The 15159-nt window shown below is 52.8% G+C and carries 12 protein-coding genes and 1 other RNA gene; 3 read left to right on the top strand and 10 right to left on the bottom strand.

Going from position 1 to position 15159, the window contains the following annotated elements; all coding sequences use genetic code 11:
• The first annotated feature begins 119 nt into the window (after positions 1-119).
• Together NTX59_03960 and NTX59_03955 are read left to right on the top strand one after the other, a co-directional pair.
• Positions 120-821: a response regulator transcription factor gene (locus NTX59_03960; protein ID MCX5784821.1), complete on the top strand. Its 702-nt coding sequence runs from the start codon at positions 120-122 to the stop codon at positions 819-821.
• A gap of 337 nt (positions 822-1158) precedes the next feature.
• Positions 1159-3897: a PAS domain S-box protein gene (locus tag NTX59_03955; protein ID MCX5784820.1), complete on the top strand. Its 2739-nt coding sequence runs from the start codon at positions 1159-1161 to the stop codon at positions 3895-3897.
• A gap of 217 nt (positions 3898-4114) precedes the next feature.
• Here NTX59_03955 and NTX59_03950 read toward each other — a convergent pair whose 3' ends face one another.
• The 5 genes from NTX59_03950 to NTX59_03930 form a co-directional block, all read right to left on the bottom strand.
• A complete protein-coding gene (locus tag NTX59_03950) occupies positions 4115-5023 on the bottom strand; it encodes a hypothetical protein (protein ID MCX5784819.1) in 909 nt (302 codons plus the stop codon).
• Positions 5024-5031: 8 nt separating this feature from the next.
• Positions 5032-5670: a CpXC domain-containing protein gene (locus NTX59_03945; protein MCX5784818.1), complete on the bottom strand. Its 639-nt coding sequence runs from the start codon at positions 5668-5670 to the stop codon at positions 5032-5034.
• A gap of 129 nt (positions 5671-5799) precedes the next feature.
• The gene (locus NTX59_03940; protein MCX5784817.1) at positions 5800-7248 is read right to left on the bottom strand and encodes a pyridoxal-phosphate dependent enzyme; all 1449 of its coding nucleotides are present in this window, start codon (positions 7246-7248) and stop codon (positions 5800-5802) included.
• Positions 7249-7713: 465 nt separating this feature from the next.
• The gene (locus tag NTX59_03935) at positions 7714-9063 is read right to left on the bottom strand and encodes a hypothetical protein (protein MCX5784816.1); all 1350 of its coding nucleotides are present in this window, start codon (positions 9061-9063) and stop codon (positions 7714-7716) included.
• A gap of 144 nt (positions 9064-9207) precedes the next feature.
• Entirely contained in the window at positions 9208-10737 is a 1530-nt protein-coding gene (locus NTX59_03930; protein ID MCX5784815.1) for a hypothetical protein, read from the bottom strand.
• Positions 10738-11161: 424 nt separating this feature from the next.
• Between NTX59_03930 and NTX59_03925 the strand changes: the two genes are divergently transcribed.
• On the top strand, positions 11162-11743 hold the full coding sequence (locus tag NTX59_03925; GenBank protein MCX5784814.1) for a hypothetical protein: 582 nt from the start codon (positions 11162-11164) through the stop codon (positions 11741-11743).
• A 69-nt stretch (positions 11744-11812) separates the two neighbouring features.
• On the opposite strand, the gene NTX59_03920 is transcribed toward NTX59_03925, so the two are convergent.
• The 5 genes from NTX59_03920 to NTX59_03900 all read right to left on the bottom strand — a co-directional run bounded on the left by NTX59_03920 (position 11813) and on the right by NTX59_03900 (position 15069).
• The gene (locus NTX59_03920) at positions 11813-12076 is read right to left on the bottom strand and encodes a hypothetical protein (protein MCX5784813.1); all 264 of its coding nucleotides are present in this window, start codon (positions 12074-12076) and stop codon (positions 11813-11815) included.
• A gap of 145 nt (positions 12077-12221) precedes the next feature.
• Positions 12222-12595, bottom strand: an RNA gene (gene rnpB / locus NTX59_03915) — RNase P RNA component class A.
• A gap of 112 nt (positions 12596-12707) precedes the next feature.
• Complete coding sequence (locus tag NTX59_03910; GenBank protein MCX5784812.1) at positions 12708-13190, bottom strand: ribonuclease HI family protein; 483 nt, start codon at positions 13188-13190, stop codon at positions 12708-12710.
• A 101-nt stretch (positions 13191-13291) separates the two neighbouring features.
• Positions 13292-14032 carry a C4-type zinc ribbon domain-containing protein gene (locus NTX59_03905; protein ID MCX5784811.1) on the bottom strand — a complete coding sequence of 247 codons (741 nt, stop codon included), beginning with the start codon at positions 14030-14032 and terminating at the stop codon, positions 13292-13294.
• Between the two features lie 119 nt (positions 14033-14151).
• Positions 14152-15069 carry a methylenetetrahydrofolate reductase gene (locus NTX59_03900; GenBank protein MCX5784810.1) on the bottom strand — a complete coding sequence of 306 codons (918 nt, stop codon included), beginning with the start codon at positions 15067-15069 and terminating at the stop codon, positions 14152-14154.
• Positions 15070-15159: the final 90 nt, after the last annotated feature.

Raw genomic sequence — 15159 nt, 5'->3', positions numbered from 1 at the left:
TCCGAACCAAAAGAGCGGGGGAAGCGGGTGGCGGGATTATCTCCGTAATCGTTCCAGTATCACAACAATCAAGGGGCTGCTGACTTTTTCAGCAGCCCCTAAAATAATATAATCTGACCATGAAAGAAACGACTCCCCAAAAAACCGCTCTAATTGTTGATGACGACAAGGAACTGTCGGAAATACTTGTCCGCTATCTGGGCGGACGCGGTTTTGCCGTACTCACCGCCAAAAACGGAGCGGAGGGATTTAAGACCGCTCTCGCAAAAAGGCCGGACCTTGTGATCACAGATGTTGAAATGCCGCTCATGGACGGGTTCGCCCTCTGCAAAAAGATCAAAGACTCGCAGGCTCTGGCCAACATTCCTGTAATTATAATGTCGGGCAAAAAGATCTCGGACCTGGACCAGGTCTCGGGCTACGGCCTTGGGGCCGATGACTATGTTACCAAGCCTTTTTCTTACCAGGTGCTGCTGGCCAAGGCAAAGGCTCTTTTGCGCAGGGTTAGAAAAAATCCCGTCAAAGCGGCAAAAATAAAAAAAGCCGGGCTTGAAATAGACATTGAAGGACGTTCGGCTAAGCTCAAAGGCAGGGCTTTAAAGCTGACCTCCAAAGAGTTTGACATTCTGGTTTCACTTGTTTCGAAAGAATGCAAGGTTCTTACTTTTAACGTCCTGCTGGAAACGGTCTGGGGACACGACCTTGCCGATTATAACGACCCGCACACAGTGGAAGTTCACATTTCCAACCTGCGCAAAAAACTCGGCCTGTTCGGCAAACGCATAAAGGCGGTTGCCGGACACGGGTATAAGTTTGAGTAAGCCCCAAAGGGGCAGGTGACAGGTCACAGGTTGCAGGTCACAAGTTAAAGATTTTCCACCCTCCCGCTTCATACTTCATACTTTTCACCCCGCTGGCGGTGAAAGATATAGCCCGAATCCTGCAATTTAAGCCAGTTTCCATAGTGAAGCAGGTGAACAAAAAAGTGCAATACCTGCGTAGGTGCCGTATAAAGGCCTATGGCCATCGGACGACCGAGGGCGTATCCGCCGCGAAGCGGCCCCTGAGCACTGCGAAGGGTAATTCTTCGACTGAAGAATTCAGGATAGACAGCGCTATATTTTTTTATATAATGGTTACGGGTCAGGTCCGGGCAAAATGAAAACAGACCGTGCAAAACGCAGGGTAAAAAAACCGCTTGGTATCGCTGTTGCTCAAGGGGACCGCCTTGCGCGTTGGCACAGCGATATTGTTGCAACAAAAACGCTGAACAAAGCGGTCACGGCAATAGAAAACGCCTATCTTTCCTCCGCCACCCTTTCCATAGAAGCTCTATCGGACAAAGTGCTGAAAGAAGCCAAGCTTATTACCGGCAGCCGATACGGTTTTGCCGCGTACATAGACCCCGCTACCGGGTGGATGGTTTCCACCACCCTGACGCGCGATATCTGGAAGAAATGCCGCGTTAAGAACAAATCCATTATCTTTAAAAAATTCAACGGATTATGGGGCTGGGTGCTTCAGCATAAAAGGCCTATCCTTACCAATAACGCCCCCGCCGACCCGCGTTCAAGCGGCGTGCCGAAAGGGCACATAAAAATAGAAAAATTTCTGGCCGCGCCGGCTGTTTTCAACAAAAAGCTGACCGGAATGATAGCCCTTGCCAACAGCGGACGCGACTACACGGCTTCCGACCTTGCCGCGGTAAACAAGCTCTCCCGTGTTTACGCCATAATAATACAACGCAAATTCGCCGAAGACAAATTCAAGGAAAGCGCGGAGAAACAGAGCGCCATAATAGATTCCTCCAGGGACATAATCTACACAGTAAATACTGCAGGGATTGTAACCTATATGAGCCGGCAGGCCGGAAAATACGGCTACTCACCGGACGAAATAACGGGCCGCCATGTGCTGGAATTCGCGCATCCTGACGACAGAGATTTACTCAAACGGGCTCTTGCCAACGCTCTGAAGACCGGCCATACCCTCCCCATCCTCCCTTACAGGATAAAGAAAAAGGACGGTTCTTATTTTTACGTGGAACAGAAAAGCGGCGTAATAATAAAAAACGGCAAACCGTTCATGATCTCCTGCGTTGCAAGAGATGTCACCGAACACATACGCCTGGAAAACCGGATAAAGGAAAACGAGGAAAAATACAGAACGCTTTTTGAAAACGCGAATGCCGCTATCCTGCTCGCGGATGCCGGCACCGGAACGCTGCTGGACGCGAACAGACAGGCCGAACGCCTGTTTGGCAGAACGAAAAGAGAACTTATAGGCATGGACCGGCTTAAACTGCATCCGCCGGACGAAGCGAAACATTATAAAAAGCATTTTCAAGATCATGTTAAACACGGGGCAGTAAACTTTTCCGAGGCGGTAATTGTCAGGAAAGACGGAACCCCTGTCCCCGTGCTGATAAATGCCGCTGTAACAAGGGTCGGCGGAAGGAAAGTGATCCAGGGCATATTTGAAGACATAACCGAACGCCGGCGTATAGAGAACGCCTTAAAGCTGTCCGAGCAAAAGTTCAGGGACCTGACGGAAACCACTCCCGACTGGATATGGGAAGTGGACGCAAACGGCGTCTATACTTACGCCAGCCCCAGGATAAAAGAACTTCTCGGTTACGAAGCCTCCGAGTTGATCGGTAAAAAACCGTTCGATCTTATGCCGCCTGAAGAGGCAAAGCGGGTGGGCGCTGTTTTCAAAAGCTATCTCATCCGGAAAGCGCCGTTCCGGAACCTGGAAAATATCAACCGCCACAAGGACGGCCGCCTGATAGTAGTGGAAACGAACGGAAATCCGATTTTAAACGAAAAGGGCGAGCTTACCGGTTACAGAGGCATAGACAGGGATATTACCAGGCGCAAGCACATGGAAGAGGCGCTGAGAGCCAGCGAAAACAAGTATCGCTCCATCGTGGAGACGACCGACACGGGGTTCCTGATCCTTGACCGCGAAGGCAGGGTAGTGGACGCGAATCAGGAATACGTCCGCCTTACGGGACGCCGCCAGCTCAGCGAGATCCTCGGCAAAAGCGTGCTGGAGTGGACAGCGCCTTACGAGCGGGAAAAGAACGCGGAAGCGGTCGCCGAATGCGCACGGAGCGGATGCGCCCGCAACCTGCTGCTAGACTACTCCGGCCCAGACGGACGTATAACGACGGTGGAGGTCAACGCGACCGTGGAAGGCGCGGGCGAGTCTCTGAGGATAGTGTCGTTGTGCCGCGACATCACCGAGCGCAGGCGGCTGGAAAACATCTTAAAGGAAAATGAAGAGCTGATGCGCAGAATATTTGACACCGCAAAAGACATCATTTTCATAAAGGATATTGACGGAGTGTATATTACGGCGAACAAGGCCTGCGCCGATATTTTTCTCTTAACGCCTGAGGAAATGCCGGGTAAAACCGACGCCGATATTTTCCCCCCCGACATAGCGGACAAAGTGTTTAAAGAGGACGCTGAAGTGTTTCGCACCGGAAAAACCCTTGTTTATAATAAGGAAATAACAATGCCCTCCGGCAAGTATTACCTCAATGGGATAAAAACGCCCCTGCGCAACGCACATGGCGAAATAACCGGCGTATTGGGCGTAGTCCGCGATATTACAAAAATTAAAAAAATGGAGTCTGAACTTGCGCTTACCAGGGCCCGCGAGGCGGTAAGCCGGGAAACCAGGCCCATAGCCCATGATTTCAATAACGCGCTGGCGGCTATAAATGGCTACGCCACCCTTATAGACGAGGATCTAGACACAAAAAACCCGATAAAACCCGAGATAGCCATGATAATAAAAGGTGTTCAAAGAGCCGCTAAAATAACCGCCAAGCTGCAAAAATACGCCAGAAACCCGAAAATACGTCCGGAAAAAAAGCAGTCCGCATAACCGAATAATCCGCCGGCCTCCCGACGCACCTGCTATATACAAAGGAATAAAAAAAAATTGCCGGCTTTCACATGAGAAAGTCCGGCCAACCGCATTTTTCAGGATAACCGTGGGGCGTTTGCGGCTCGCGCAGGCTTGACAGAGGAAATCCGGCTTCTTTTTTCCCGGCAACTGACCATTGCCTGCTTTTCGATATTCCCGCTTCCGGCTTATTGCTTCATCCTTCTCTTATTTCCCTGACCATGGCTCTTGTGAGCTTCAGACTTTTTATAAAATCCCCCCCGGCACTGCCCATCAACCGGGCCAAAACGGAGAGCCGCGCGGCCAACCCCGAAACCGCCGAAACCTCAGGGCTGAAAACAAATTTTTCGTGGAAAAACTTAAGCGCGTCCAGCTCTTTTAAGAGTTCAAAGGCCGGCAGCGGATTTTTCTCGGAAAGCAGTTTCAGAAGCTCGTTGCGCAGGCGCTCGCGCGAGAGCAGGGCCGGCAAACCGGCATTTACGGCCTCAACGGCCAGCCGGCAGGTTTTTGTTTCAAGCTTCCAGCCAAAACGGCCCGCGAAGCGCGCCGCACGGTAAAGGCGGGTCGGGTCATCTAAAAAACTCCGCTCATGCAAAACCCTTAACACCCCCTGCTGAATGTCATTAAAACCTCCGCAGGGGTCAAGAAGCTCGCCGAATGAGACAGGGAACAGCGAAACCGCGAGCGCATTACAGGTAAAATCGCGCCGTATTAAGTCTTCAGAGGCCGAAGCCGCAGGCGACACCACGGGCAGGGACGCCGGTTTAGCGTAGGACTCTTTCCTGAAAACCGCGAAATCAAACCGCCTGCCGTCGGCTAAAAACAGTCTGGTGGTTAAAAACCGTTCGAAGCGTGTGACCCCGCCACCTGCCTGCCCCGCACTTTTTCCGAAAGGGCCAAAGCGCGGGGCCTGCCACCTCGCGGCAAGCTCTGATACCAGATCCTTCGGATCCGCGCCGCAAAGAAAATCTATGTCCGCGCTTTTAAAACCCAACAGCCAGTCGCGCGCGCAACCGCCCACGGCGTAAAGCTCAAAGCCGAGGCGCCGCGCCGCCTCCCCCGTTTCACGCAGGAGAGTTAAATCGTTCAAAGGCTCTATTTTCATTTAATTTTTTAAATAAAAGGTATTTCTTCCGCACTAAGGGCCTCCAGCTCATTGAGGAGGTTTTTCAGGCGGGGTAAGGCGTCGTTCACGGAGAGCAGTTTTTTTACGGCTGAAAGCGCCCCTCCTCTAAGAGGGCCCGGCCCCGAATATGGCAGGCAAAACGGCAGGTCCCTGAGCCTGGCTTCGCCGGCTTTAACCTTGACCGTTTTAAAATTATTTTCCCCGGCGAGGCAGGCAAGAACTTCGCTTTCTTCTTCCATATCACGGTCACGGGCAAGTTTGGCGCACAACTCCCCAACCCCGAAAAAATATTCCGGCTTGATACCCGCCAAAAACCCGCCGAGGCCGGCGGAACCAAGCGCCGCGTAGTCTTCCTTCATTTTAGCCAGCCATTTTTCTTTTTCCGGAAGATAGTTTTCAGGCATCACGAAAACCAGCAGTTCAAAACGCGGGTCAAGATACAAAAACGGCTCTTCGTGGGAAAACACGGTGGCGCACTTGGGGCATGCCAGCAGGTCGAATTCCCCGCTTATGATCAGGTCTTTTACTTCCGCGTCAATGTCGCCCCTGACAACGGTCCAGAAATCAGCGTCAAAGCGCTCCCCACAATGCGGACATTCAATATTAATCAAGCCTTTGGTGGACATGCGTTTATGGTACAGCCTTTGCTATAGGCTGCGGCTGTTCCAGCCGCGCCTTAAGCCATCTGCCTTAGGCCATAAGCTTTTAAGGAATTCCTTTAAAACATATGGCGTATGGCTTACGGCCTATGGCAGTTATAGCCCCACTTCTTTATTAAATTCTTCTATCAGCCTGTCATACTCACCCACCTTTGCGAAGGTCTCGTCCCAGAAAGCGGGGTCCCACAGACGGCGCAGTTCGTCCGAAGTGCGGCCCTGCTGTTCAACCCAGGTAAAGTATTTAAGGTTATGCACGGCCTTGCGATCGGTGTAGGTGAGCTCCTTCATATAATCGGTGGAAGCGCCAAGCAGGTGGCGTTCAAAGTCAACCAGGGCGTTTTCGCGGGTGTACTTGCCGTGTTCCGCCTCCAGTTCCTTCAGGCGGGAGCCGTAAAGCTCCATGGAATCCGTGAACACAGTAAGCACCACGTCGTCCGGTCCGAGTTCGTAATACTTGGCGGTTTTGATGGCGCTCAGCATATTGGACACGCCCGAAATACCCAGCAGGTTAAGTTTTTCCAGCACTTCTTTTTTCACGCCGTACTGCGCCAAGACCTTTTTTCCCTCGGGGTCGTTGAAAAGCCGGACCAGGCGCATGCAGGCCTCGTCGTCTATGGCGGTTACCACATCGGTATTGCGCACATTATGCACCCAGGGGATATGCTTGTCGCCTATGCCTTCTATCCGGTGCTCGCCAAAGCCGTTCTGAAGTATTGTGGGGCACTGCAGGGCTTCGGAGGCGGTAATGGTCATGCCGGGAAATTTCTTTTTGAGGTAGTCGCCCGCTCCTATGGTGCCGGCGGAGCCTGTGGCCGAGGTGAAAGCTGCCAGGCGGCTCTTCGGGCCTTTTATGGCGTTGAAAGCCTCTTCCAGCGCCGAGCCGGTTACATGGTAATGCCAGGTGGGATTGCCGAATTCCTCGAACTGGTTGAAAACAACGCAGTCTTTGCGGGTCTTCTTTATTTCCCAGCATTTGTCATATATTTCTTTTACATTGGATTCGGTGCCAGGCGTCGCTATAACTTCCGCGCCTATGGATTTAAGCCAGGTAAAGCGCTCTTTGGACATGCCTTCCGGCAGTATGGCCACGGCTGTTGTGCCAAGCAGGGCTGAATCGAAGGCGCCGCCGCGGCAGTAGTTGCCGGTTGAGGGCCACACTGCTTTCTGGTCAACGGCGTTGAATTCGCCGGTGACAAGACGGGGCGCCAGGCAGCCGAAAGCCGCGCCTACTTTGTGGGCGCCGGTGGGAAAATATTTCCCAACCAGGCCAATAACGCGGGCTTTTATGCCGGTTATTTCTTTGGGGATTTCAAGGTAGTTTACGCCGCCGAAGAGGCCGGTCTTGGTGTCGTTCTTCCAGGTTATGCGGAAGAGGTTGACGGGATCTATGTCCCAGAGGCCGACGGGTTTGAGGGTTTGTTTTATTTTGTCGGGGATGCGGGCGGGGTCTTTCATCTGGGCGAAAGTGGGAATGACGATCTTGCGTTTTTTGCACAGCGCCGCGTTCTTCTTTACCACCTCCGAATTGACCTTGAATTTAGCCATTGAAGTTCCTCCGTATAATCTTCACAAAAATCTTAATTTTATTATACAAATAAAAATCCGGCCTGTTCTCCCTCACGAACGATCCGGCACAATTCCGTATAAAACACAGGCCCGTTATCGCAAGTTCTTTCCTCATTTGAAGCTTCCTAACACATGAAAAATTCGCAAAAGCATGGCACTATCGTTAGAACACAATACTTGCCCCGCTCTTTTTCCCTAAAAAGGGCCAAAGTGCGAGACTTGCATTAGGAGGGGAAACCGCTATGCGGTGTCCCCTCAGCTGTTGGGAAAGGGCGGAAACCGCCATGCCGAGTTCCTTAAGCAGCGGGGAAGGGGTCATTTACCAAAGCACGATATGCCTCAGACGGCCCAAAAGTGACAGTTTTTTTATAAATTTTTGCACGCCAGGCGCCGGGTATGCCCGCAGCCGGAGGTTTTAAAAAGGCGCAGGGACTTTCGCAGGATTTACGGCAGCGAAACCAGCAGATTCTCGTAGAATTTCCTGGCCGTTTCCCAGTCGTAGTAGAAACCGTCGGAGGGAAGAGAAGCGACTATTTTTACCGGCCTTTCGTTCAGCAGTATTTTCAGCCTGTATCCGCTCCCGGCTTTCCGCCTGTAGAGTATCCACTGTATGTTGGCCGACATGGGGGATACGTCCGCGCCTTTCCAGCGTACCGGCATGAAAGGATATTCCGCCTTTTGTTCCGATGCGCCTTCCAGTTTCAGCAGAGCGGCGAACGGTATTAAAGTTTCCGCATGGGCGAACCTCAATTCGGCCGCCGGGGAACCGGCCGGGTCGTCGATAGCGCGTTGCGTGGTCGCCAAGAAATCCCGCAGCAGCTCTTTGGCCATGGCAAAAGTTATTGTGTCGCCCGGGACCCCGGGGCCTTTCTCGTAAAAATCGTTGTAGTCAGCGAGGTACTCGAACCATTCCAACTGCCGGTCGCTGAATAATTTCCGGAAACCGAAGATGTCCTTTTCCAGGTTCTTTTCCATCACAGTGATCTCGTACAGGCATGACGCCATCTCAACGGCGGAACCGAAGGTATTCCCCCCGTCTTCCGGGCCGGCGGCTCCGGCGTCCTTACCGTCCAGCCGGTCGACGAAATCCCCGGTCAGGAACTGTTCCAGGACCTCGCGGGATATCGCCACTGTCTTGCGTTCCAGCCCCTTAAAGGCGGGGAGGGCCAGCCAGGCCCGGGCCTTTTTGTAATCCTGGTATTTTTGGTCACAGTCGAAGAACCTCAGCGGCTGGCAGGCGCTGCTGACCTCGTTGATGAAATCTTTCTTCGGGTCGGTCCCGGTCCGGGACGCCAGCTCCGCCACCAAGGCATCCCTTGTGTCCTGCGTCCTTCTCTTGAACGTCGCCAGCGTATGTATCTTTTTCGCGGATCCGGGATTGCCGAACAGTTCCCTGTTATTCTCGTACATCCTGTCCGCTATCCCCGTTTGCTGCACCGCCGCAAGCGGGGTGATGTTTTCAAAGTCGCTTATTCTGATGAAATCCAGGATGGCGTTCTTGAGCTCAAGCCCCCGCGCGTTCAACGCTTTCCGCGACTCGGCGTATTCAAGGGTGTTCAGCATTTTCTTAAGGCGTTTGTCGGAAGTAAAGTACCTGGATCCGTGGCGCCCCAGGTGGTCGATAAAGACCGGCTTGAGGCCCAGGACGGCGTGGTCATCGGACGCGGCGTCGCCGCGGTAACCGGTGTCTGTGGAAAAAAAGGTACGGGCAGGTTGCAATGAGCAGGAACACAGCGAAAACGCCAAAGCTGCCGCCGCTCCGCGCGTAAACCTGAAAAAGAGTCTCTTTGTCATCGGCACCTTCCTGTTACAGTATTTAAAGTTAAATTATAGTATTTGTGCCGGGGCTGGCCCCGCCTTTTGGCCGCAAGGCAAAGCTCTATGGCGCCATGCTACGCCTGCCGACTGAAGCTATGCGCCAAAAGAGCGGGGCGGGTTCTATTTGCGCAGCGTTTCCGCCTGACGGACTTGCAGTATATTAAAACCCGAGGGTCCTTCCAGTTTTTGGACCGGCTTCCACTTCGCCATCCAGTCGGCCATTTTTTTCGGCGGCATTTCCGCCGCCGCGGAGAGGCCGGCCTGCGTTTCGGCGGAGTAAAGAGATTCCTCCATCCAGATTTTTCCCCCGGCGCGCCGCGCCTGCTCTATCCAGCCGTCCAGATTTTTAAAATCCCCGTGCAGATGATCGAATACGTAGCCTTGCATGGAGCGGGCGTTGCGATCTCCCGCGAAATAGACCATATAAACATTGGTGACGGAACGCTCTCCTCCGCCGTAATAGAGCAGAAAGTCTTCGGCGTTGAGCGTTTGTCTGGCCCAGTGCAGCCGGACCATGTTTGGATTGTTATCGGGAACCGATTGAAAAAGCAGCGGCTTAAAATTTATTGCCGCGATGGCAAGGAATAATGCAGCTGCGGCAGTCAGGCGCGCTGTGGAGCGCCCCGGAAGGCCGGATTCCAAAAGCGCCAAGAGCAGCACAGGCGCGGTGAAAATCCTGAAACGCGGTTCTCCGGAAAGCCAGAAGAACTGGAAAGCGTAAAAAACGAATGCCCAGATAAACAGGCGCTCTATAACAACACGGTCCATCCCGGTGCGAAGGCGCCACTTCCTGAACGCAGTAGATAGGACCGCCGCCCACAGGGCCGCGTCCAGCAGCCGCGAAAACGGGCCCTTCAGCCCGGACGAAGGGGCGATCCACATCTGCCGCAGGCTTTCTGCGGTTCTCAGCGCGTTGTCCGGCAGATCGGTGCTCCACCAGGAATTGGTAAAAATTCCGCTGTTCGGGCGCGGGCCGGCGGGAGCGAACAGCCAGAATATGGCGGAATTCAGGGAATGACCGTGAAATGCCAGCGCTATAACCGCGTAAGGCACGCCGGCGGTTAAAAAAAGCGCCGCAAGAAATCGTTTCCGTTGTCCCTTAGGCATTCGCCATAACATTGCCGGAACCGCCAGGACGAACATCTGGTGAAATAAGATAGCGGCCCCATGCAGCGCGCCCCAGGCGGCGGGACTGCCCGTCTCCGTAGCGAGCAGCGGAACCATTAAAAGGCTGGTAAACAAAGCCACCCAGGCGTAAGCGCCGGGGTCCACGGCCTGGCTCCAAAAAGCGTATGAAGTGCCCAGAGCGAAAACCGCAAGGCACGCGGTTTTCATATCGAACCGTTTTGACAAAAAATATCCATAAACACCAAGCGCCGCCGCCGCCACGAGGGCGTTTATCTTCTGGAGCAGGAAAATAGCGCGGAAATGGCCGAAATAACCGGCCACGTTAAAAACAAGCCTGCCGAACACTCCGTGCAGCAGGTGGTTGGGATGGAAGAGAAACGCAGTGGGGCCGTATTCTACGCTTAAAGCGTGCGTTACCCCGTCATAACTGAACAACCAGGAGGCGGTAAAACGATAAAGCGCCAAAAAACCGGCGGCAAGGCCCAGAAAAACAAATCCCCTGGATTTTATAATGCGCGTCATCTGCCGTCAATTATATCCTTAGTTCAGCGGGAAACACAAGGCCCTTTATCACAAGTTCTTTCCTCATCTGAAGCTTCCGGATATCTAAAAAAATCGGCAAAAGTAGGGCGCTACCGTTAGAATAAAAAAGCGGGGACTTTTTGATGAAATTTTGCAAGATCCTTTCACGCCGGACCTGGCCTGCGACATCTTCGGTTCGGACGGCGAAGAGGACTGACTGGGGCTTGATATTCAAAGATCAAAGAGTTAAAATAACTTCAGTTCTCTGTTGGCTGTAAACAGAAACTCTGTGTAACCCGGGAAATCGGTCCCGGGGTGAAACGCGACCCCGCCTTAACGGGGTGTACCCACGGGAGAGACATGAGGCTTTAAGCCCCGGTCTTTCCCGTTTTTGTTTTTCCCGGCGGAGAAAAGGAGAAAACAAATGGGTACAAGAACATGTGTGTTAATGCTGACAGCGGTTATGCTGCCCGCGGCGGCCGCGGCTGAAGATAACGGGTCCGGCCTTAAGTCTTTCATGGAGACAGCACGGGAGATAGCTATCCCGGCGCCACCCGCAACGCCGCACAACGGGCACAAATACTTCAGCCGGGACTGCGCCAGGCTGGAACTGGGCCCAGCCGAAGGCCCGGTGGAATCCATAAAAGCCTCTCTTACCACGCAGGAATTCACCGAGATCTGCACCCCGGTGCCGTCAGGTGATACCGGGCTTATCATCGAACACTGCTTTCACAGCCCCGGCCGGACCTGGACCCGTTCCGTAAGCCTGCTGGCGCGCCCGCGGCAGCTGCCTCCCGGGATGACCGAAGTTTTCGAGGTCTGCCTTGAAGGGGCAAAACTCGAACTGGCCCAGATGATCACCTACCACCCGTACAGCGTAGAAGTCACCGGAACGCATACGGTGCTGTTCACTCTTACACCCGCGCCGGAGGACCCGCCCCCCTCAGACAGATCCGCCGTCAGAATCCGGGCTGGGCATCTTGCGTATCCAAACTCAAGGCCATAATAACCGCAGGGTAAAAAATATCCGCCCGGGTCGGGGGCGGATATTTTTACAAGGCGCAACGACCTCGGTTTATGCCACTTTCACGTGCTTTCCTATCCAGACAAACGCGGAGGGCAGCAGGATGCATTGGCATGTGCCGCTTAACATGGAGGAATTTTCAGGCATTATTGAAATAATACCGTTTGTCCAGCTCACGTAACGTATGTGCGCCATCCCGATCCACTCGTAAACCCGGGGGCCCACCCTTGGCATTATGGTCCATACCACGGCGTCTTCCCACGGAACTTCGGCGGCGTCGGAAGAATATTTTATCTCAGGTATCTTTTCGCCCATTGAGTCCATGAATTGCTCCTTGAGGATGCATAGATGCGCGGAGGCGTAGAAGCGTAGAAGATTGCGGCAAACCCTTAAGCTTCAGATTGTTATGCATCTAAACTGCTACGCCTCTATTATTCCGATGTCGCTTCCCGCTGAAATTTTCAGACTGCGGACTATACCCCGAATTCTGTCCGGCGCCTTACGGCGCCTGGAGGACCATTTATCTTGTGCGGCCCACTCTGCGCTGTCCGCCTTAGGCGGACGGACGGGCTATCCAAGGCGCATGTTTGGCCTTGCTTCAGGAGGGGCTTGCCCTGCCCCGCCGGTCGTCCGGCGGGCGGTGCGCTCTTACCGCACCTTTTCACCCTTACCCTTGCGGGCGGTATGTTCTCTGTGGCGCTGTCCGTCGGCCGGGGATATAGCCCCGGTCTCCCGGCTTATGGCCGCTTAACGGCTTTGAGCCGGCACCCTGCCCTGTGAAGTTCGGAAGTTCCTCCCCTCCCTTACGGGAAGAGCGGCCCTCCATCCGCAGTCTGAAAATTTAAGACACGACTATTTGCCATAAGCCATATGCTTGAAGCCGTAAGTTATAAGGAACTCCTTAAAGCCTATGGCATAGGGCTTACGGCATAAGGCAGCACTTATGCTAAAACAGTTCCGGCTGTCGTATTTTTTTCGCGTTTTCCATGGCGACGGACTTATTAAGCGCGACGCCGGCGCGGGCCGTGTTATCCAGTATTTCATTGACCAGCGTGTCGGCGTGGATGTTTTTACTTCTCGGTACATGGGAGAGAGTAAGTTTCCCGAAATGGGACGCGGCTTTTTTAATTTCCTCCATCAGCCCCCGCAAAACGGCATCTTTAATTTTATACTCGCAGGCAAACTGCTTGACCAGCAGTTCCGAATCTGAAAAAATCTCAAGGCTATGCGCTCCAAGGCGCCTGGCTGCGTAAAGAGCCAGATAAAGTCCGTTATATTCCGCAAAATTATTAGTGCAGCGGCCAAGATATTTGCCTTCTTCCGCCAACAGCCGGCCTCCTGCGCCAAATATGGCGGCGGCGCAAGCGCCGTGCCCCGGGTTGCCGCGCGAACCGCCGTCAATGTAAATGATCAGTTTAGGCTCTTTCATGAATCTAAAGGGGCGAGAGTCTAGCGTATAGGGGTTTAGGGAAGGAGTTCCTTATTTCCTCACCCTCTACCCTGACCCCTAACCTCCAGCCCCTGCCTTTTTCAGCCAAACACCGTTTTCTCAAGGTAGAGCATACGCCCGCAATTGTCGCAAATTCCAAGCACATCCCGTCTTTTTACATCCACCGCTTTCTGCGGAGTGAGGGAGATGTTGCAACCGCCGCAAGAGATCTTTCCTCCGGCCGGATCCTCGTGAACTTTTGCTATGGCAAGGCCTTGTTTCTGCGAACGGATAAATTCATATTGCTCCATAACTTCCGCGCCTATTTGTGAGGCGAAAGCGGCGCGCTCGATCTTTGCGGCTTCTATTTGCTCCCGCATGGAAAGGATACCTGCTTCAAGCTGTTTGACGCGAGTATTTTTGGTCTCCTCAAGGTTTTTAACTTCCGCCTTCAGCGCCTTATCCTGAGCCGAGACCTTATCTACTTTTTCAAGCAATTCAAGAATGACGGTTTCAATATCATCTTTCTCTTTTTTATCGTTTTCTATCTCAGTCAAAAGCGCCTTGAAAGCGCTGTTCTCTTTCACCATGTTAAGTTCACGCTGGTGCTTGCGCACCGCTTCGTCTTTTTCGGCTATCTTTAATTCATTTTCTTTCTTTTCAACCTGCAAGTTTACAAGCTCCTGCTTAGCCGTATCCATGGCTTTTTTGCGTTCCTCAAAAGTGTCATTAAGGGCCTTGATCTCCGCGGGCGCGGCGTCAAGGTGCTTTTGCAATGCGTCAATGGCGCTGTCTTTGTTTTGTAATTCTATCAGCGTCCTGGCTTCCAAGGTATGTATCAAGGCCATTTTATCCTCGCTTTTTCCTATTACACTGGTTAAATTATACTAAGTTGCAAGTTACAAGCGAACACGGAGAAGTCCGGGAATCCGGGAGTTTTCCGATCTTGAATCTAAAATCTTCAATATTCTTTCCGGCTTATCCCTTTTTTCACCAGATTCAGCACTGCCGCTGTGGCTTTTGAGCGGTTCAGTGTGTAGAAGTGAATACCGGGAGCACCGTTTTTGAGCAGTTCCATACATTGCTCGGCTGCGTAGGCTACGCCGAAGTCCCTTATGGCTGCCTTGGCGGCGGGCCCCGGCTCCGTGCCGCCGGGAGAAAGCTTCGCAAGGGCCCCTGAAAGCCTGGCAGGGATCTTAACCTTTATCCTTTCGGCAAAATTGGCAAGCTGCGAAACCCCCGTTACCGGCATAATGCCGGGTATTATGGGTATGGTAACGCCTCTGGCCGCACATTTTTCCCTGAAACTGAAATAAGAGGCGTTATCCAGAAAAAGTTGTGTAATAGCAAAAGACGCGCCGCAGTCTATTTTTCTTTTAAGGTTGTCAATGTCAGCCTCAAGGCTTGGTGCTTCGGGGTGTTTTTCAGGATAACAGGCTGCGGCTATATCAAAAACTCCTCGGCCTTTAAGCTCGGCCGCGAGTTCCCAAGCCCTTGAGAACAGGAGAGGCTCCCCTCCCCCGCCGGAGCGATCGCCGCGCAGCGCCAGGACATTTTCAAGCCCCAGCAATCTCATCACTTTCACGGCTTCGTCCAGAGTTTCCCTGTCTTTCAAAGTAATACAGGTCAGATGGGCCATTACCTCAAGCGAAAACTCGTGTTTGAGCACGCCGCTGAGAACCAATGTGTTTAAGAGGCTCGCGTAACTCGGCCCGCTCAGGCTCGAAGGCGACTGGGTGATGGAGACGAAATCCGGAGCCAGACACTTGAGTTCCGCAACGGCGGTTTTGAGAAGCGGTATATCCTCCTCTTTTTTAGGCGGGTAAAATTCAAAGGAGAAAACCCTTTCCTGTCCTTTCAGTTTTTCGGAAATTTTCATTTAATTAAGAGATTACAGCGATAAAACAACATGATTACAACGATGAAACAACAATTCGTTAATCTAATATTCTTTAACTATCACCTTTAT

This window comes from Elusimicrobiota bacterium (genome assembly GCA_026388155.1).
In the GTDB taxonomy this organism is placed as follows: Bacteria; Elusimicrobiota; Elusimicrobia; order Elusimicrobiales; family UBA9959; genus UBA9634.
This window is presented reverse-complemented; position numbering and strand designations above follow the sequence as displayed.